Annotated in this window: 19 protein-coding genes; 3 read left to right on the top strand and 16 right to left on the bottom strand. The window is 47.9% G+C overall.

Annotated features, from left to right (window positions below; translation table 11 throughout):
• The first annotated feature begins 3 nt into the window (after positions 1–3).
• Together ACFVQB_RS02485 and ACFVQB_RS02480 are read left to right on the top strand one after the other, a co-directional pair.
• The gene (locus tag ACFVQB_RS02485; protein WP_379434845.1) at positions 4–798 is read left to right on the top strand and encodes a DUF4097 family beta strand repeat-containing protein; all 795 of its coding nucleotides are present in this window, start codon (positions 4–6) and stop codon (positions 796–798) included.
• Between the two features lie 13 nt (positions 799–811).
• Positions 812–985 (top strand): hypothetical protein, encoded by a 174-nt coding sequence (locus tag ACFVQB_RS02480; RefSeq protein ID WP_379434844.1) that lies wholly within the window; start codon positions 812–814, stop codon positions 983–985.
• A gap of 46 nt (positions 986–1,031) precedes the next feature.
• Here the strand turns inward: ACFVQB_RS02480 and ACFVQB_RS02475 are convergent, their stop codons facing one another.
• The 7 genes from ACFVQB_RS02475 to ACFVQB_RS02445 all read right to left on the bottom strand — a co-directional run bounded on the left by ACFVQB_RS02475 (position 1,032) and on the right by ACFVQB_RS02445 (position 8,010).
• Complete coding sequence (locus ACFVQB_RS02475) at positions 1,032–1,679, bottom strand: YdcF family protein (RefSeq protein WP_379436266.1); 648 nt, start codon at positions 1,677–1,679, stop codon at positions 1,032–1,034.
• The gene (locus ACFVQB_RS02470; RefSeq protein ID WP_109999877.1) at positions 1,679–2,230 is read right to left on the bottom strand and encodes a hypothetical protein; all 552 of its coding nucleotides are present in this window, start codon (positions 2,228–2,230) and stop codon (positions 1,679–1,681) included. The genes ACFVQB_RS02475 and ACFVQB_RS02470 overlap by 1 nt, the downstream gene beginning before the upstream one ends.
• A 102-nt stretch (positions 2,231–2,332) precedes the next feature.
• Entirely contained in the window at positions 2,333–3,043 is a 711-nt protein-coding gene (locus ACFVQB_RS02465) for a hypothetical protein (RefSeq protein WP_379434843.1), read from the bottom strand.
• Positions 3,040–4,083 (bottom strand): ATP-binding cassette domain-containing protein, encoded by a 1,044-nt coding sequence (locus tag ACFVQB_RS02460; protein WP_379434842.1) that lies wholly within the window; start codon positions 4,081–4,083, stop codon positions 3,040–3,042. Before ACFVQB_RS02460 ends, ACFVQB_RS02465 begins: the two co-directional genes overlap by 4 nt.
• Positions 4,084–4,087: 4 nt before the next feature.
• Positions 4,088–5,821 (bottom strand): arginine--tRNA ligase, encoded by a 1,734-nt coding sequence (gene argS / locus ACFVQB_RS02455; RefSeq protein ID WP_379434841.1) that lies wholly within the window; start codon positions 5,819–5,821, stop codon positions 4,088–4,090.
• 640 nt (positions 5,822–6,461) lie between these two features.
• The gene (locus ACFVQB_RS02450; protein ID WP_192266416.1) at positions 6,462–6,797 is read right to left on the bottom strand and encodes a four-helix bundle copper-binding protein; all 336 of its coding nucleotides are present in this window, start codon (positions 6,795–6,797) and stop codon (positions 6,462–6,464) included.
• Between the two features lie 64 nt (positions 6,798–6,861).
• Positions 6,862–8,010 (bottom strand): CobW family GTP-binding protein, encoded by a 1,149-nt coding sequence (locus tag ACFVQB_RS02445; protein ID WP_379436263.1) that lies wholly within the window; start codon positions 8,008–8,010, stop codon positions 6,862–6,864.
• Positions 8,011–8,176: 166 nt separating this feature from the next.
• Between ACFVQB_RS02445 and ACFVQB_RS02440 the strand changes: the two genes are divergently transcribed.
• Positions 8,177–8,698, top strand: a complete 522-nt coding sequence (locus ACFVQB_RS02440; protein WP_099853702.1) for a MogA/MoaB family molybdenum cofactor biosynthesis protein — start codon at positions 8,177–8,179, stop codon at positions 8,696–8,698.
• A gap of 41 nt (positions 8,699–8,739) precedes the next feature.
• Here ACFVQB_RS02440 and ACFVQB_RS02435 read toward each other — a convergent pair whose 3' ends face one another.
• The 9 genes from ACFVQB_RS02435 to pduL all read right to left on the bottom strand — a co-directional run bounded on the left by ACFVQB_RS02435 (position 8,740) and on the right by pduL (position 17,761).
• Positions 8,740–9,294, bottom strand: coding sequence for a hypothetical protein (locus ACFVQB_RS02435; protein WP_379434840.1), 555 nt, complete (start codon positions 9,292–9,294; stop codon positions 8,740–8,742).
• A gap of 74 nt (positions 9,295–9,368) precedes the next feature.
• Positions 9,369–10,388: an acrylyl-CoA reductase family protein gene (locus tag ACFVQB_RS02430; RefSeq protein WP_379434839.1), complete on the bottom strand. Its 1,020-nt coding sequence runs from the start codon at positions 10,386–10,388 to the stop codon at positions 9,369–9,371.
• A 388-nt stretch (positions 10,389–10,776) separates the two neighbouring features.
• On the bottom strand, positions 10,777–12,231 hold the full coding sequence (locus ACFVQB_RS02425) for a nicotinate phosphoribosyltransferase (RefSeq protein ID WP_063566350.1): 1,455 nt from the start codon (positions 12,229–12,231) through the stop codon (positions 10,777–10,779).
• A gap of 201 nt (positions 12,232–12,432) precedes the next feature.
• Positions 12,433–13,002 carry a cysteine hydrolase family protein gene (locus ACFVQB_RS02420; RefSeq protein WP_379434838.1) on the bottom strand — a complete coding sequence of 190 codons (570 nt, stop codon included), beginning with the start codon at positions 13,000–13,002 and terminating at the stop codon, positions 12,433–12,435.
• 64 nt (positions 13,003–13,066) lie between these two features.
• Complete coding sequence (locus ACFVQB_RS02415) at positions 13,067–13,870, bottom strand: NUDIX hydrolase (protein ID WP_062326181.1); 804 nt, start codon at positions 13,868–13,870, stop codon at positions 13,067–13,069.
• A 58-nt stretch (positions 13,871–13,928) separates the two neighbouring features.
• A complete protein-coding gene (locus tag ACFVQB_RS02410) occupies positions 13,929–14,354 on the bottom strand; it encodes a PaaI family thioesterase (RefSeq protein WP_379434837.1) in 426 nt (141 codons plus the stop codon).
• A 247-nt stretch (positions 14,355–14,601) separates the two neighbouring features.
• Positions 14,602–15,066, bottom strand: coding sequence for a YlbF/YmcA family competence regulator (locus tag ACFVQB_RS02405; protein ID WP_379434836.1), 465 nt, complete (start codon positions 15,064–15,066; stop codon positions 14,602–14,604).
• Between the two features lie 258 nt (positions 15,067–15,324).
• Positions 15,325–16,881, bottom strand: coding sequence for a tRNA (N6-isopentenyl adenosine(37)-C2)-methylthiotransferase MiaB (gene miaB, locus ACFVQB_RS02400; protein ID WP_379434835.1), 1,557 nt, complete (start codon positions 16,879–16,881; stop codon positions 15,325–15,327).
• A 307-nt stretch (positions 16,882–17,188) separates the two neighbouring features.
• Positions 17,189–17,761: a phosphate propanoyltransferase gene (gene pduL / locus ACFVQB_RS02395; RefSeq protein ID WP_053783855.1), complete on the bottom strand. Its 573-nt coding sequence runs from the start codon at positions 17,759–17,761 to the stop codon at positions 17,189–17,191.
• Positions 17,762–17,966: the final 205 nt, after the last annotated feature.

Here is a 17,966-nt window from a genome sequence, read left to right as displayed (position 1 = left end):
ATTTTGAAACCTAATAGACATATGATTTGCAAAGAATGGTTGTCTGAAGAACCCCTTCTCGCCCTTTCTCTGGAATGGATGCAAGGCGAAGTGCATATCAGCCAAGGTACAGAACCTGTTATCCGTGTTACTCAATGGAGCTCCGCTCGTTTTCCAAGAACTCGATGTTTTGAAGCTAACGTCAGCAATGGCTTATTACATCTCATCGATGGACGAAAACAAGCTTTTCCCCTGGGCATAAACTTCCATCGCACATCGCTCCATATTGTACTGCCGCCTAAGATATTGAAAAGGCTGTCGATCAACGGAGTTGGTTCCCACTTTCTTGTGGAAAACGTTTCTTCCGAACAATGGGATTGTCACTGCACATCCGGCAAACTCACCTTTTCTGGCCATGCCCAGCATATCCGTCTACGATCAGTGGGCGGTCGGGTTACAGCAACAGACCTCCATGCAGAACATATGCAACTGCAAGCCACTGCTTCACCTGTTCAGTTATCCGGTCAGTTCTCACATATTCAATCCAGAGCGACGGGCAGCCAACTCACTATTCACTCCTCAACGATGCTTCAATCTCTGGATAGTCTCTCCACTGGTTGTAACGTTGAAGTGCGAATCCCATCAGATAACGATGGATTCCAGTTAGACTTCAAGCATGCCGGGGGCCGATTCAGCAGTGATCTCCCGCTTCAATCCAATCATAATCAACATACGTATCGTAACGGTACTTATCCATTTCAAGCAGAGGTCAGAGGTGGAAAGCTCACCATAGAGAGCTATTCATTACATTCCACATAGAGGAGGTAAACATATGAGCATCGGCTGGATCGTTGGCAGCAGCTTGGCTACCGTGGTATTACTTGCGGGGATTATCAGTTTGTTCATCAGCATGCGCAAAAGCAATAATCGGCGCTGGCCTTGGTGGTTCATCGGTTTTGGAGTGGCCGCACTGCTTAGTGCAGCGATTAATTATCCCGGAACATAGAAACGTCGGGTCAACATGCACAAAAAAAGACAATCGCGCAGTCCAGTCACTTTCCGTGCTGCTGCGGATTGTCTATCCATCCTTTGACCATATATCCCATATATAATATTGTTTCTCTTGCCAGAAAAGGAAATTGGCTGCGCCAGGTCTGGTAAGCCGTCGTTCGTGTTGGGGACGGAACAGCATCCATGCCGAGTCCGCTAGCGAGCTTCATCGCCCGTTTCATATGTAATGGGTCACTTACAATTGTGTAGGTGTGGAACCCTGCCTGTTTTCCAACGCTAAGCGAGTTCACCAGATTCTCCTCCGTAATTCTCGACTCTGTCTCCATTTGAATATCTGCCGGATCTACACCATATGCAACAGCATAATCTCGTCCTACTTCGGCTTCGGCACGCTCTCCTGCACTGCCAGAACCACCAGTAAAGAGCAGATGGCTGATCGTCCCCTGGCGATATAATAAAATGGCGTGCTCAATACGTTCGCGAAATACCGGTGAAGGGTTGTCCCCTTCTACGGCTGCACCGAGGATAATAGCCACATCACTCTGTCTGGATGATTCCTCATCGGTGTAGGCCCAGATTAGCGAGGCCGTAGTTATCGTCCATATGACCCCAAGCAACGCGAGCGATGCAATGGAGATTACCAGCCAGTGTCTGCTTTTTATTTTACGTATTCGGGACTTTCCTTCCATCACAATGATTCATCCTCTTCCAGTGCCCGGGCGTGCATGCTCTCTGCATGCATACGTTCGAGTGTCTGCAGCGCGGCCGCGGATTCAGCATCCAACCCCAGCTCTGCAATCCAGGCACCTGTGTACTGCTGAAGACTGATCTCCAGTTCCTGTGCACGGTCTTTGAAATCTTCCAGTTCCTTGATCATGCGTGATCGTCCTTCAGGACTGAATGTCTCATGAATTCGTTCCTTGAAATAGTGATGTACAATGCTATTCCGCTGCTTCCATAATTCATTCAACTGGCGAGTCTCTTCCTCCGAAAAGGTAAAATGATGGCGCACCTCATGAATGAGTTGTCCGAGTGAACTGCTCATCTTCCGTTCGTACAGATCTTCCAGATCTTCTTCGGATACAACCTTGCCCTGAGACATTTTCATTAATAAAATCAGATTGACCAGTTGCTGTTCAAGCGCCTGTCCATAATATACAGCCAATCCATAATATGCAAACAATTCCCTGGAGTGTTCGCTGTCCAGCATGTCACCATGCTGCATGTCTGTATTTTGCATAAGCGAGCGCCCCCTTTATCTCCGTACAATACGTTCCATTCTAACGTCCCTCTATGGTAACGAAACATAGACCAACATTCAAGTTAAGCGAAATAATAGCCTCTAACTCCGCAAATCCCTTCTTCCCGATAACCATATATGAATGATGAGTAGAACTATGGCATAGAGTATAGCCGACACTGTCGTCAAAAAAACAGCCCCCAACTTTGAGTCTTCAAATAACATCATCTCACGAACCAGATAAAATGCCGGAGGCAGAATTTTGACAACCCACTGTATGGATTCAGGCAATCGTCCGCTTAATGAACCTTGGACAAACGATAATAACAACACCACAATGAAAGGCGGCATACTGCGACTTAGCATGGGAATGTAAGATTTTTGGAAGAAAACACTGAGCCCCAGACCCAGGAGAGACAACGCCAGATGCCCGGCCCAAGCCATGATCCACTCCCCAGCACTTGGCAGCCTTCCAAACATGCCCGTAACAACCGGATACAACACCGTAATTGCAGTCAGGCCGAACTGCATGATCAATGCACAGATCAATTGTGCGAAGACAACCTTGCGTTTGCTTCCTGCATGCAGCACAAGCAATTGATACTGCCCCGCAGGTTCCGTATTCATTACCGTTAAGCCCAGCCAGGCCGCACCAAAAAAGAGCAGCATGGCCGTAACGCTGTAACTGTCCGCAACCGGATTAGGTTTGTAGGAATAGATGAGCAGCATCGTAATGATATAAAAGATCACCGGCGCAACATATTTCTGTGAACGTATGTAATGTTTTAACAAATAACGAGTCATGTGCATCATTGGAGGTCGCCTCCTGCCGTAGATATGGAGGAAAGGGGCTCTGCCAATTCCCTGCTCATAGCCTCACCGGGATGCTGTCCCTCCATCAATCCTTCCATATTTAATCGGCTTTTTTCCGGCTGCACAGACACGATGGAACCGCCCACAGCCAGAATCTTACCAATGATCCGGTCTGCCGAACTTTGTGACACTTTCCAATCCCATACCTCTCGCCCATCATCCGGACGAACCACGCTGCGATGGCATGCAATGATTCCCGGTTGTTCAACAAACAGCGCATCGATAACGGATTGTTCCTGCCCTTCCATCACACTTTGAATACTCACAGCGGGCTCACCAGCGTGCTGCAAATCTTCCTGGCTCCAGCGACGCAGCACCTTTCCCTCCTGTAACACGATGACCTGATCCGCGAGGTGTTCAATCAGCAAGGGCTCATGGCAAGCTGTAACGATCTGGCTTCCTTCCTGTTTCCACTGTCTGAGCAAAGCTACGATTGCTTCCTGCGCCGGAACGTCCAAACCGGACAATGGTTCATCAAGCAACAATAACCCATCAGGGCCAGGCAGCAAAGCCTGAATCAAATTCACCTTCTGCAAAGTACCTTTTGACAGCTGTGGCAGGTTCTGATCCAGCGCCGTGCCCAAGAATAACAGCTCACTTAATTCGCCTATCCGTTGACGCAATATTTCAGGGCGCATGCCACGAATACGTCCCATTTCCCACAGGTACTCTCTTGAAGTGAAAGGCAGGCGTGGCAGTCCATCCAGTGTATACATAACCCGCCCATTCATAGGCTTGCGCAGCGAGCCGGAGTCAGGCAGTAATATGCCTGCCAGCACACGCAGCAATGTGCTTTTGCCTGAGCCATTCCTGCCCACCAGGACGATGCACTCCCCCTGATCTACTTCCAGATTGATATCATTCAGTACCTGCACATCCCCAAGTCGTTTGCTCACCCGTTGAAGCGATATCACTCCTCCGTTTGAGTCTGCTGCTGCTTTTCCTGCTTTATTAAAGAATGTACTTGCCCGCCATCCCATGAAATCACATCCGTTCAGGAGCCTGAACTCCAAGTAAATATAGGCTGTAGGCAAGACGCTCCGCCGTACGCTCTGTTAACAACACCCGGAAGGGTTTTACGTCAGCCGGCGCATCCGCAATCCGTTCCGCATGGTAAAAGCGGTTGAACGCTTGGGCAACATCTATCGCATATTTGGCAATGACCGAAGGCTCGTTGCGATGAATTGCTTTCTCCAGATGCTGCGGATAATCCGCCAGCAGTTTCAGCAATGCCCATGAAGTGTCACCAACAATGACCGGCTTGTTCTGTGTGTTTGCCGAAGCATTGTTACTACTACTAACATGGTCCAATTGATTTTCATTTTCCACGCGCTCTGCCTCTGCTGCCTTCGCAAGCACACTGTTAATCCGAGCATGTGTGTACTGCACATAAGGTCCTGTCTCCCCTTCGAAGCTCACCGCATCTTCGAGTGAGAAATCGACGTCGTTCAACCGGTTATTGCGCAGATCACCGAATACAATCGCACCCACACCAACTGCTTCCGCAACCTCCTGCGAATTTGGCAGATTCGGATTTTTCTCCTGAATGATCTGTAATGCCCGAGCAACCGCCTCATCCAGTACCTCCTGCAAAAAGACGACTTTCCCCCGGCGGGTAGACATCTTCCGTCCTTCGAAACGCATCAAGCCAAACGGAATATGTTCACAAATCTCAGACCACGCATATCCCATCCGGGATAATACCGCAAATACCTGACGGAAATGAAGCTTCTGCTCACCCCCGACCACGTACAGCATTTTATCCGCCTTCATCACATCATGACGATAAACGGCTGTTGCCAAATCCCGTGTTGGATAGATGGTTGTTCCATCCTTTTTAATAATCAGGCAAGGCGGCATATTCTCCTCCTCCAAACGTACCACCAGTGCGCCTTCACTCTCTTCGAGCAATCCTTTGGATTTCAGTTCTTCAACTACAGCACCCATCTTGTCATTATAAAAGCTCTCACCCAGCGTATGGTCAAACTGTACATTCAGACGCTCATACATCCGGTTGAATTCTTTCATGCTCACTTCTACAAAAAAGGTCCATAACCGCTGTGCCTCTTCATCCCCTTGCTCCAGCTTGCGGAACCAATCTCGTGCCTCGATCTCCAGAGATGGATCATTCTCCGCCTCATCGTGAAACCTCACATACAGTTCCAATGATGTACGAATTGGCTCAGCCTGCAGTGCTTCATCGTTGCCCCAACGTTTGTAGGCTGCAATCTGTTTGCCGAATTGCGTTCCCCAATCCCCCAGATGATTCACACTGACCGAAGTATAGCCTGCCTCGTTATATAACCGATACAATGCTGCCCCAATCACGGTGGAGCGCAGGTGACCGATTCCGAATGGCTTGGCAATGTTGGGCGACGACATGTCGATCACGACGCGTGCACCTGCCCCCAGTTGCAGCTTGCCAAATGCTTTATGTCCCAGTTCTTGTAACATCTTCGGCGCCAGATCATCCCGATTGAAACGTATATTTACATAGGGTCCTGCTGATGAAGCATCCAGCCCAACTGTCTGCAATTCGGCTGCAATATCAGCCGCGATGACCGCGGGTGCTTTCTTCAACGTCTTGGCCAGAATAAAGCATGGAAACGCCGAATCTCCCATCTCCGCCTTTGGTGGAACCTCCAATAATCTCAACACCTCGTCTTGCTCCAATCCCGTTAAGGAAGCAATATGTGCTGCTGCCTGATTCATCAACATGTCGAACACTCCTATTCATTATCGTATTTAGCCATGATATAGAAAACAAAAAAAGCCCTCGTCTCTATATCAGAGACGAGAGCTGATCTTCACAGTTCCCGCGGTACCACTCTAGGTGAACAGATTGCAATGCACATCAAAGGACATTACAGCCTGCTCCGCTCGGTGCGATTAACGGCCGCCTGCCGGATTGCCCTCTACTACCTGCTCTGCATCCTCTCAAGGATGTAAACATTCCTTCGGACAACCATCTCACGGGTGCGCTTCACTCAGGTCATGTCATACCGGCTTCCACCTGCCCCGGCTCGCTGTCATGCATGGATTCTGGCTACTCTCCCGATCACGGATATTCATCGTTTCAATTCATTGCCATCATTATACAGATCACGCTCTGCTTTGGCAACCTGTTACATGCATTTGCCAATGTAGTACCAGCTGTCGAAAGAGATTCTCACCATCGGGTGGTGAGGAACAGGAACGTTACTATGCTGTATCCATAAAAAATCCCCTCCAGCAGACAACGTTGAAGTACATCTTATCGGATGTCTTATTTCGTTGTCTTCAGTGAGGGGATTAGCCTGGCATCTTGCATTGTCCGGGCTTTTTATTTTCAATTTAATTTAATTCAAGGGAGTTATGTTTACGCTACTGCGGCCATCATTCTGCAAGCCTCTGCACATTTGCGGCAAGCTTCTGCACAAGCCTGGCAGTGATCATGTTGATGTTTGCCACACTCAGCAGCACAAGCTTCACATGCTTTCACACACAGTTCGCAAATTTCGGCGATGAAATCACTTCCGCGTGTCATGGCTTGAGCAGCAAAACTGCAGATTTCTGCACATTCCCGATCCAAACGAATGCAATCACGCAGCATCGCCAGATCATATTCTTTCAGACTCGATATGTAACATACGTTGCAAGCATTCATACACTCCAGGCAAGCATCGATACATTGTTGATATTGTTGTTGTGTCATTTAAAGTTACCTCCCAGACTAAGTTTGCTATGCTTCTTAATACCCCGTCTGGAGGAACCTTGAATCATTCAGCCTGATTTATCGCCTCTAATTCCAGCAATTGGTTGCGAATGACCGACTGATCAAAATGTTCACCTATAAACACAGCAACGTTAGGCACATCCCCCTGAGGCGTGATCTTCATATAATCCGATTCCCGGTAAGCATATTGGAACCAGAACCGACTGGACGTATCGCTAAAGGATAAAATCCCTTTTGCCCGGTACACGTCGCGTGGCAACTCAGCTATCAAACGCTCAAAGGCCTCACTGTTCACCGGCTGGGTGAAATAGTGTGTATACACCATGACATGCTCATGCGAAGCATGGGGATGGGCATGATTATGACTATGGTTGTGGTCATGAGGATGTTCATGGTCATTCCCTTGAGAATGTTGATGGTTTTCGTGATCATGATCCACTTGCTCATGATGTTCATGTCCAGGATCGTGGCTGCATCCATGCTCTGCACAAGCCTCGGAATGCATGTGATGTTCCTTCTCCGCGTTTTTACTCGTTTCCTCAACAGATTGATAGGCATGCACATTGTCCCCGCTACGAAGCAGCACATCCATGTCGACTTCACACTTCACCGTAGGCAGTACCGGAGCGAAACCGTTCCAGCGCGCCAACAGGTCCCGCAGATCTGCCAACTGATGCTCGTTCACCCGGTCCGTTTTGTTCAGGAGAAGTACAGACGCACAGCGAATCTGTTCCTGCATTAGCTTGAAGGTTTGTCCCTTCTGCTCCTGGTACAGCCCTGACAGATGCGCGGCATCTACCACAGTAATCAGACTTTTCAGCTCCAGTCGCATATATAGTGATGTTTCCGTTACTGCATCCAAAATTTCCATCGGGTTTGCTGCTCCCGTTGCTTCGATGATAATGACATCAGGCGATTCCTCCTGCACAAGATCAGCAAGTTGCAGCCCTAAGTCACCGCGCACAGTACAGCAGATACATCCTCCTAACATTTCCGTCATTGGCACGGAAGCATCCACAATCTGACCATCCAGATTGACTTCACCCAATTCATTCATGACCACGGCGGGCCTGAGACCTTGCTGCTGCCAATGTTCAATCAGTTGAACAAGCAGTGTCGTTTTGCCACTCCCCAAAAAGCCTGACAATATATATACAGGTATGGATGATTCATTTGCTTTTAATTCACTCATCATTGTTCACCTCTCTATTTGTCCAATGGAACTGGTCTATCTCTATCCTAGCGAGTGTACACTATCCTGCAATCTTTGCGCAATCCTGGCCTTCTATTTGCAAGTCCATTGCCTCATTCTACTGAATGGTCTATGCTATGAGGACATGTTGATTGGAGGAGGATGCATGATGACCAATTCAGTGGAACAACATCGTCAGGAAGCCCCTGACACGGTATCCTGCATGATTGTAACCGTATCGGATACCCGCACTAAGGACACTGATACAAGTGGACAACTTATGCATAAGCTGCTGACCGATTCAGGCTACCAGATCGTCGAATATATCATTACACCAGATGAAACTGAAACCATTCGAAGTATCCTGCAGGACGCAGCCGTTCGTGACGATATCGAAGCCGTACTGCTCAGCGGCGGAACCGGAATTGCACCCCGAGATACAACATACGAGGCAGTATCCTCTCTCCTCGATAAGGAGCTGCCTGGCTTTGGTGAAATCTTTCGCTTCCTTAGTTATACCGAAGATATCGGTTCTGCTGCCATTCTTAGCCGAGCAGTTGCCGGAACGATCGGGCGTACGGCCGTATTCTCCATGCCAGGCTCCAAAGGAGCTGTCAAACTGGCAATGGAAAAACTCATTTTGCCAGAGCTGAGGCATGTCATGCGTGAAATATATAAACCCGTCTGAAGGATCAGACGGGTTTTTCGGGTTTATTTTAGGCGCGTCCATTACTTTAGTTGCTCAAGCACATGCTGGAATATTTGCATGACGTCTTCTTCATAATCGTCTTTTTCTCCACCCGAAGCTGTATAGACCAGTGACACGTAGGCTTTGCTGCGAATCGTTGTTTTGCCAAGTCCATTTTCCATCACAGCCTCGTCGCCTCCATTGCCATACATTTCATTCATCCGGGCTACTCGTGTTGGAACATCACTGAAAATGTGGACCTTTACAATATGTCTGCCACTTCCGTTCAGCAGGTACATATAAGAGATTCCGTCCTCACCATCATCCGCAAACATATTATTCATTAACTTTATGCCTTTTGCAGCAAAAGCTTCATCCAGCTCCTGAATCAATGGACCATTTAACCCGTGACCCTGACTCTTGGCCCGAACATTTCCTTCATCCGTCGCTTGTCGGGTATATATTTTCCGTTCCTGCTCAACATTTGAGGCCGAACAAGCCACTGCAGATATTGCACATAGCACCACGACCATACTGACCAGAACAGACTTCACACGTCCAGATCTAAGATACAATCCTTTTCCGTTAACACGCATACTCATCCTTCCTTTCCCGCCACATGCAGAGTGACGCTCTCAGGTAGAGTTAGCATGTCTAGGAGAAAAGAATCTTATTCGGCAGGCGTTTCCGACATCGTATTAACTACAGTACGACCTACAGCACCGCCCTTAAGGATCGTTTCCAGTGTCTGGGGCAGCTGTGCCCATGAGATTTCCTGAATCCCCAGTTCCAGTGCCCGATCGGGTTTCCATTCTCCGCCAAGCAGCTTCCACATCCGTTCCCGCCGTTCCATCGGGCAATAGACAGAATCAATCCCAATCAATTGAATCCCCCGCAAAATAAACGGAAATACGGTGGACTCGAACGCAGCCCCTCCGGTTAAGCCTGATACGGCGACAGCGCCTCCGTATTGAATCTGTTTCAGGCGCTCGGCCAGTGCCGGACCTGCTGCCGGATCAATTACACCTGCCCAGAGCTGTTTGCCCATTGCACCCTTGGCTGGCGCATCCGCTTCTTCGCGTGAAATGACATGTGAGGCTCCCAGATTCCGAAGCAGCTGCTCCTGTTGATCTTTTTTGCCTGTACTTGCTGTCACTTCAAATCCCAGCTTCGCCAGAATAGCCACCGCCATACTGCCTACCCCTCCGGTAGCTCCCGTCACCAGAATATGGCCCATCTCCGGAGTCACTCCAGCCTGCAACAAAGCATCAACCGAAAGTGCTGCCGTGAACCCTGCCGTTCCAATCGCCATCGCTTCCTTCTCACTAAGTCCATGCGGCAGAGGAACAAGCCATTCGCTGCGCAGACGCGCATATTGACTATACCCTCCAAAATGAGACACGCCCGGCTCGAAACCTGTGCTGATCACCCGATCCCCCGGTGCAAATCGGCCGCTCACGGATTCCTCTACAATCCCTGCAAGATCGATTCCAGGTACAATCGGATATTCGCGAACCACACCGCCCTTTTCAGTTGTGGCGAGTCCATCTTTAAAATTGACGCTTGAGTATTGAACCTGTAGGGTTACGTCACCATTAGGCAAGTCCTCTTTCGTAAGCTGCTCCATAGCAGCCTTCACGCCACCCTGTTCTTCTTTACGCACGACATAGGCAGGAAAAGTATTTTTCATTCGTTATCCTCTCCTTCGTTATAGTTTACATATTTTTCTATTCACAGCATGAATTGTTCGCCTTCAGATTAAACAAGTATAAGGGCGGCATCCGTCAAACTTTCATTCATCCCCGGCCGATGCGCAGTTGAAACAGCCACAGAAACGGATCATGTCGAAAGACAGGCTCGGAAAGATGCAGGATTTGACGTCTCCTGCGCTTTCCCGAGAAATAATTGCTTCATTTCCCTTGTGAGCCTGCGTACGTTGAAGATATAGTATACCGCAGTTCCAGGGCAGTCAGTCCATGATATATCACACACCATACGTCGTCCTTTGAACACTATGGTGCAAGAGCAAAAGGGCATAACCCGGTCTACTTGCTTCCGGTTATGCCCCTTTATTGGATTTATTCTTCGGTGGATTGTACGTGCTCAGCAATGAGCTTCTGCTTCATATTCCAGGCCGCAGGGCTGATATTTACACGGTAAATCTCAGGATTGAGTTTACGCAGATATTCCGGCCAGAAGAGATCCATCTGCTCGCGGTGATAACTGCGAATCTCATCCAGGGTAGGCAGTTCATACACTTTGCGCCCATTCACAAAGATCGGTTCCAGCATGTTAACTGCTTCGTACCGGGTTACCGTCTTTTTCAGATAAGGGTGTAGCGGGTTGAACAGCTTGAGCGGCCCGCCCTGTAGCGGCTGCTCTTCTCCTGGATAGCAGATATAATCTGCAATCGCCTTGCCATGTTTCGGATCAATGATCCGGAAGACTTCTTTTTTACCTGGTGTGGAGACTTTTTCGGGATTGGCCGAAATTTTGATCGTAGGCAGCATGGCACCATCCACTTCACGCTCCACCAATTTGTACACGCCACCCAAAGAAGGTTGGTCGGAAGCAGTAATTAGCTGTGTACCCACTCCCCATGTATCGATGCGAGCTCCTTGCGCCTTAAGGTTGAAAATCGTATTTTCATCCAGGTCGTTGGAAGCTACAATCTTGACGTAATCCAGTCCGGCGTCGTCCAGCATCTGCCGAGCTTGAATGGATAGATACGCAAGGTCCCCGCTATCCAGACGAATCGCGTTCATCTTTTTGCCCTGGCTTTCCAGCTTCTTGGCAGTCTTGATTGCATGAGGAACACCACTGTTCAATGTATCGAAAGTATCCACCAGCAGTGTCACTTGATCTGGCAGCACTTTGGCATAGACGTCAAACGCCTCCTGCTCACTCATAAAACTCTGCACCCATGAATGGGCATGTGTCCCCGCTGTCGGAATTCCAAAGCGCTCTCCAGCAAGCATATTGGATGTTGCATGGAACCCTGCCACATACGAGGCACGCGCACCCCAAATGGCCGCATCCGCTTCCTGTGCACGTCGTGTTCCGAATTCGAGCAGAGTGTCCTGACTTGCCACCTGTTTGATCCGGGAAGCTTTCGTTGCAATTAACGTCTGATAATTCATGAAGTTAAGTATCGCCGTCTCCACCAGTTGTGTCTCCATAATGGAGCCTTCTACCCGAATGAGCGGTTCATCAGGGAAAACGAGCGCCCCTTCCTTCATGGAATGAATCGTCCCCTGAAATGAAAACTGGAGCAACTCTTCCAGAAAGACCGGATCGTAATTTTCCTCTTGTTTGGATAAATATTTGATGTCCTCCATCGTAAACCGAAGCTGGCTGATATAATTCACAATACGTTCCAATCCGGCAAATACGGCATATCCGTTGCCAAAAGGAAGCTTGCGGAAATAGGCTTCAAACACCGCTTTCCGTTTGTGAGTTCCATTCACCCAATGGGCGTACATCATATTGATTTGATATTTATCCGTATGTAAAGCCAGGCTAGTCGTCTGCATTTGTCTCATCCTCTCTGACTTCCGCTTGTCCCGACAGGCTCTGCCTGCTGACACGGGTCAACATGTGGAGACTCATTGCTCATGATTCATGATTATGGTTACGTACCATTGCATAAGTCTCCGGTTTATTCCTATTCACCATATTCCCCTGCAACATAACACTTGTTCAACAGGGTATGATGGATATGATCACAGGTTCGTTTACAGGTTCAAGCCTGCGAGAACAGTATCGCTTGCTTTGACCACCTGAGCCCCAAGGCTGGAACGAAAATGTCCAAGTGCCCAATCATGTCCCGCTTGATTGAAGCTGGCCACGGCGTCTTCATATACCGTTATGTGAAAACCTTTATTATAAGCATCCACTGCCGTGTGCAGTACGCAAATATCTGTACATACACCGATCAGTGCAATGTCTGTTATTCCACGTTCACGCAGCCGCAGCTCCAGATCTGTACCACAGAATGCGCTATATCTTGTTTTATCCATCCAACGAATCTGGGATTCCCGTTCTTCCATAACCTTGGCCAGACGACCATAAAGCTGTCTTCCCTCCGTACCCCTGATGTTATGGGGCGGAAAAAGGGCCGTTTCAGGATGGTAAGGATCATTCTCTTCATGCAAGTCCACAGCCATAACAACCTCATGCTTGTTCTTGCAATAAACCTCCGTTATCGCTGCAATCGTCTCCTCAATCTCCACAGCAGGCTGGCCTACAGGCAGCGAACCTGTCACAAAATCACGTGTAAAGTCGATTACAATCAGTGCTTTCATCGTCCACACTCCCTTTTTGAGAATAGGTTGATCCTGATTCAATCCATCATGATTCGCTTTCGAATTAAGTATAAATGGAAAGACGAGGTACAAGCTCGGTAAAACGGTATAGCTGAGCCGGACGCTGTGAGTATTGATTGGAGCTTAACAGGTTGCCCTCCTCATCCCGAACCTCTTCCACAATGCCTTTGCGGCTGCGAGTTGAAGTGATCTTCCGAATGAAATTCGGTTCTTCAAAGTCAGGTACAACACTCTGAATCACTTGGTATAACTCGCTTAGAGTAAAATCACGAGGCAAGAACTGTCGTGCAATCGTCGTTTCCAGCATTTGCTGCTGAATACGCCGGTATGCATCTTCTATAATCGTCCGGTGATCAAAGGCAAGCTCGAGCTCCTGCAAGGCTTCCTGAATCGTAAATAATCCAACATCCTCTGCATCATCCGCTGCCTGACGGTGTTCCAGCATCCATTCCTCTACCAGCGCAAAAAACGCATGTGAGATAATCCATCCTCTGGGGTCACGCCCAGGCTGACTATACACATTCAAATACTCCAGATGTCCGCCATCCACACCTGTCTCTTCCATCAACTCGCGCTTTGCAGCACCATAGATGGATTCATTTTCCTGACAAAATCCACCTGGCAATGCCCATCTTCCCGCGAAAGGCCAACCTTTGCGTTTAATTAACATTACCTTCAACTCCCGGATGGGGAGTGTCTTGGTTACCGTCTTACGCTCCCGCTTAGTCAAGGTGAACATGACGATATCCGCAGGAACACCATCGGGTGTACGATATTTCTTGGAACTATAGGCACGTGCTGCCTGTTCATCGCTTTCAGCATTGAATTGTTCGTAGTTTTCGCTCATGGGCACCACCGACTATTCTCATTTTGATATTTTCATTATGACATAATAATATCTTTTGTCAACCTTGGGATTCCGTGTTTTGCTTTTTTGCTCCTGCTATACGGAATGTCGCCGTTGCCATGCATCCCAGTGTTCCTGATGCATCACGTACCTCGGATTGTGTCGTCACGCTACGACCAGCCTGATGCAGGATCGTTGATGTCACGATTAATTCCCCTTGTTTCATGGGTGCCAAGAAATGAACATTCAGATTGGTGGTCACACAACTGTCTACTGCCATTGCGGCTGTAGCTACCATGCCCATCGCCTGATCCATCAGGGACGTCAGCACTCCGCCATGAATAATCCCCATGGAGTTGGTGTGGTGTTCGCCCGCTGTCAGCGCGATCTGTACTTCTTCTCCGTCACCTTTAATAAACCGACAACCGAGAAAGCCCCAAAATCTTCCGTTTCCTTCTGCAACCATTTTGTCCAAAATACCCATATTGATTTCCCCTTTAGTGCACTTTAAGTATAAAGCCCATGATGTATGTTGTTGATGATTTTACCAGTATTGGTTCTTATCGTAGTTGATCTAAAGTGCTTCGTTATTATATAAAGCCTGCTCTTACGGAACAGGTCTTATCCAGTGAAGTTGTGTTGATCAGGCCACCACACAAAATAACCCCACCACGTGGAGTCTGAGATGATCAAAAAAGGCGCGGACTGCGTCCGCACCCTTTTCCGTTCATTTACCCGCAGCTGGTCGGAGGTGAATCCGTACCTGCCTCCACATTCACTTTCTCGGAGACGGTATCCCGAATTACAGAAATAACAAGCTGAAGCAAATAATTGATATCGCTTTGACTTTGCTGGAATTCCGTAACGAGTGGAATGCCGTCCAACTCTTCCTGCAGGTCCTCAATTTCCTGTTCAATTTTGCTGACCATGTCTGCATTTTTGAAGCTTTCAAAAGCAACGATTTCCTTTTGTTTCTTCTTGATCGTTGCAATCAATTGCTGGATGCGTTCATGATCACGAATTTTGGACTCCGCTTGTTGGAACTGTTTAACTTCCTCGCTCGTTCCAAGCATATCAGCCAATTCTTTGGCTTTTCCCATAATGTCGTCGCGTATGACCAGATTGCGCGTATCGTAGGTAGGCATTCCATAATGGTTGTACTGCACTTCTTCCTGCGCCACTCGAAATCGCTCCATTCTATGAGATGATATAAGATGATAACCTGGCTCAATATAAATTCAGACGATTGCTCCATGACCGCTACGGTTACGGATCGTTCTTTTGATCGCTGTTGTCTCCGAATTTTCTTGATTATATTTTTCAAAGGTTTAAAATTCGGAGACAAAGGCGAACGCTTGGCTTCTACAGAATCGATTCCGTTCCCTTCGCTACTTGCGCTGTATGTCCAAACCTTTATATTAAGCCACCAAGATTCATCTTATTAGGTTTGTGTATTACTGATTGGCGGCTACTGGCTCTGAGAGCAGGTTGCCCCGAATATAGAAAGTCATTGGATCGGTGATTTCCACATGTACAAAAGTACCGATCAATTCTTTAGGTCCTTCAAAATGCACCAGCTTGTTGCTGCGTGTACGTCCGGCCAGAACATTGGAATTCCGTTTGCTCTCACCTTCGACCAGCACCTCAACAACCTTGCCGCGCTGCTTCTCATTGCTGCTATGGCTGTATGCGTTGATCGTCTCGTTCAAGCGTTTCAAACGTTCCTTCTTCACGTCCATCGGCACGTTATCCTCCATCACCGCAGCAGGTGTACCTTCACGCGGAGAGTAGATGAATGTATAGGCAAAGTCGTATCCGACTTCCTTGACCAGTGACAGCGTATCTTCAAACTGCTCTTCCGTCTCACCCGGGAAACCAACGATAATATCAGTGGTTAACACGACACCTGGAATTGCAGTTTTAATTTTGTCAGCAAGCTTCAGGTAGTGTTCCCGACTGTACTTGCGGCTCATACGTTTCAGCACTTCCGTGCTGCCGGACTGCACAGGCAGATGGATATGTTCCACCAGGTTCCCGCCCTTCGCAAGCACCTCAATCAGATGATCATCGAAGTCACGTGGATGACTGGTTGTAAACCGAACCCGTGGAATATCGATTTTGCGGATATCATCCATCAGGTCACCGAAGCTGTACTTCAGATCCGTAAAGTCTTTGCCATAAGCATTGACGTTCTGGCCAAGCAGCGTGATTTCCTTGAAGCCTTGTCTTGCCAGTTCGCGAACTTCGGCAATGACATCTTCCGGACGTCGGCTGCGCTCTTTCCCCCGCGTAAACGGAACGATACAATATGTACAGAACTTGTCGCAACCATACATAATGTTCACCCAGCCGCGCATGCCCTCACGTTTTTTCGGCAGGTTCTCAATGATGTCGCCTTCCTTGGACCATACCTCAACAACCATTTCTTTACTGAACAGCGCTTCCTGAATCAGATGTGGCAGCCGATGTATGTTGTGTGTACCAAAAATCATATCCACAAAGCCATGCTTCTGCATAATCCGGTTCACGACGCCTTCTTCCTGCGACATACAACCACACACACCCAGCAACAAGCCTGGACGTTCGGTTTTCAGGGTTTTCAGATGGCCCAGCTCACCAAACACTTTATCTTCCGCATTTTCCCGAATCGCACATGTGTTTAACAGAATGATATCTGCGTCTTTGCGATCCTCGGTAGCCTGATACCCCATCGATTCAAGTAATCCTTTAATGGTCTCCGAATCATGCTCGTTCATTTGGCATCCATACGTATATACAATATAGTGTTTGCCTTTCCCCACGTTTTTCAGTTCATCGGGTACAGCCGTTTCGTAAAGCACCTGGACGTCTTCCTTGCCCCGTTGTTTCTCCTGACGATGATTGGGTTCCGATTTGATGTTAATCTCCCGGCCCCGGATTCTTATCTTTTTGCTGAATTCATCTTGCGAAATTACTTTGGCATCGGAGAAATCAAAATATTGGGAGTAATCCTTTTTTGAGTCTTTAGCCATTTCCTTCGGTCACTCCTTACAGCCTCTATTAATAAAAAATCGTTATTTCATCTTGTTTCACGTGATTTGCACGTTTTATACATCAAAAGAGCATTACAGCAAATTATAACATGAATTGGGCTGTAGTTCCACATCCAAAGCCACTGCCCCTTTGCCTATCCCGAAATCTGCGCAGGTCTCCTGAACAACCCGAAAACACACAAAACCTGAGCTATCCTCAGGTCGAATGTAGCGACGATGTGGATATACTCAGGTTTGTAGGTTCATTCATGCCGCCAGGATCACGGCTGAAGATTGTTCCATGTGATTAGTCGATGATTTCAGCAGTATCGCCGTTACGAGCGCCAGCTGCATTCGCTTCATCCGTATCAATATGCATGTCCAGTGCAAAGGAGTCCGATACACGAGCCAATACATTTTCCAGTACCAGACCACGATCTCCACCCAGACGGACTTTCAGCAATTGTTTGTCCTCAATACCCCATTTAGCAGCATCAGAAGTATGGAAATGGATGTGACGAGCAGCAACGATAACGCCTTTATCGATTGTAACTTCGCCAGCAGGTCCTTTAATCGTAATACCTGGAGTACCTTCGATGCTTCCGGATTCACGCACAGGGGCCTTAACACCAATAGCGAAAGAGTCTGTCATCGAGATTTCCAGTTGTGTTTCCGGACGAACAGGTCCAAGGATACGCACTTTATCAAACTGTCCTTTCGAACCAATAACCGCTACGGTTTCGTTAGCAGCATATTGCCCAGGTTGGGACAGAGGTTTAAACTCAGTCAATTCGTAGCCTTTGCCAAACAAAATTTCAACGTGCTCTTGAGATACATGAATGTGACGGGCAGATACGCCCACAGGTACTGTTTTGCTCATTGTGAATTTCACTCCTTGTTTATCTATGGCCTGTAGCCAGGCTCTTAACAATCCTATGGTATTATACCCCTTTTTGAAGTGAAATGAAAACGAACTGCTGAAAATTCATGAAATACACTTATTTTGCAATCATTAATCCCCTTAATTTAGTAGTCAAAACTGAACATGGTCAATTTTGCTTATATCCCTTTTTTTCAGAAGACTC

The sequence above is a fragment of the Paenibacillus sp. NPDC057886 genome (assembly GCF_042796655.1).
Classification (GTDB): domain Bacteria; phylum Bacillota; class Bacilli; order Paenibacillales; family Paenibacillaceae; genus Paenibacillus.
Note: the sequence above shows the minus strand (reverse complement) of the source record. Positions and strands in the feature narration are given on the sequence as shown.

Excerpts from the sequence above, each read along its gene's own strand:
- ACFVQB_RS02475 (WP_379436266.1), bottom strand. The coding sequence starts at position 1,679 with ATGGAAGGAAAGTCCCGAATACGTAAAATAAAAAGCAGACACTGGCTG.
- ACFVQB_RS02410 (WP_379434837.1), bottom strand. The coding sequence starts at position 14,354 with ATGGGTATTTTGGACAAAATGGTTGCAGAAGGAAACGGAAGATTTTGG.
- ACFVQB_RS02470 (WP_109999877.1), bottom strand. The coding sequence starts at position 2,230 with ATGCAAAATACAGACATGCAGCATGGTGACATGCTGGACAGCGAACAC.
- pduL (WP_053783855.1), bottom strand. The coding sequence starts at position 17,761 with ATGAGCAAAACAGTACCTGTGGGCGTATCTGCCCGTCACATTCATGTA.
- ACFVQB_RS02430 (WP_379434839.1), bottom strand. The coding sequence starts at position 10,388 with ATGAAAAATACTTTTCCTGCCTATGTCGTGCGTAAAGAAGAACAGGGT.
- ACFVQB_RS02480 (WP_379434844.1), top strand. The coding sequence starts at position 812 with ATGAGCATCGGCTGGATCGTTGGCAGCAGCTTGGCTACCGTGGTATTA.
- ACFVQB_RS02420 (WP_379434838.1), bottom strand. The coding sequence starts at position 13,002 with ATGAAAGCACTGATTGTAATCGACTTTACACGTGATTTTGTGACAGGT.
- ACFVQB_RS02405 (WP_379434836.1), bottom strand. The coding sequence starts at position 15,066 with ATGGAGCGATTTCGAGTGGCGCAGGAAGAAGTGCAGTACAACCATTAT.
- ACFVQB_RS02435 (WP_379434840.1), bottom strand. The coding sequence starts at position 9,294 with ATGCGTGTTAACGGAAAAGGATTGTATCTTAGATCTGGACGTGTGAAG.
- argS (WP_379434841.1), bottom strand. The coding sequence starts at position 5,821 with ATGTTGATGAATCAGGCAGCAGCACATATTGCTTCCTTAACGGGATTG.
- miaB (WP_379434835.1), bottom strand. The coding sequence starts at position 16,881 with ATGGCTAAAGACTCAAAAAAGGATTACTCCCAATATTTTGATTTCTCC.
- ACFVQB_RS02415 (WP_062326181.1), bottom strand. The coding sequence starts at position 13,870 with ATGAGCGAAAACTACGAACAATTCAATGCTGAAAGCGATGAACAGGCA.
- ACFVQB_RS02425 (WP_063566350.1), bottom strand. The coding sequence starts at position 12,231 with ATGCAGACGACTAGCCTGGCTTTACATACGGATAAATATCAAATCAAT.
- ACFVQB_RS02440 (WP_099853702.1), top strand. The coding sequence starts at position 8,177 with ATGATGACCAATTCAGTGGAACAACATCGTCAGGAAGCCCCTGACACG.
- ACFVQB_RS02460 (WP_379434842.1), bottom strand. The coding sequence starts at position 4,083 with ATGGGATGGCGGGCAAGTACATTCTTTAATAAAGCAGGAAAAGCAGCA.
- ACFVQB_RS02450 (WP_192266416.1), bottom strand. The coding sequence starts at position 6,797 with ATGACACAACAACAATATCAACAATGTATCGATGCTTGCCTGGAGTGT.
- ACFVQB_RS02445 (WP_379436263.1), bottom strand. The coding sequence starts at position 8,010 with ATGAGTGAATTAAAAGCAAATGAATCATCCATACCTGTATATATATTG.
- ACFVQB_RS02465 (WP_379434843.1), bottom strand. The coding sequence starts at position 3,043 with ATGATGCACATGACTCGTTATTTGTTAAAACATTACATACGTTCACAG.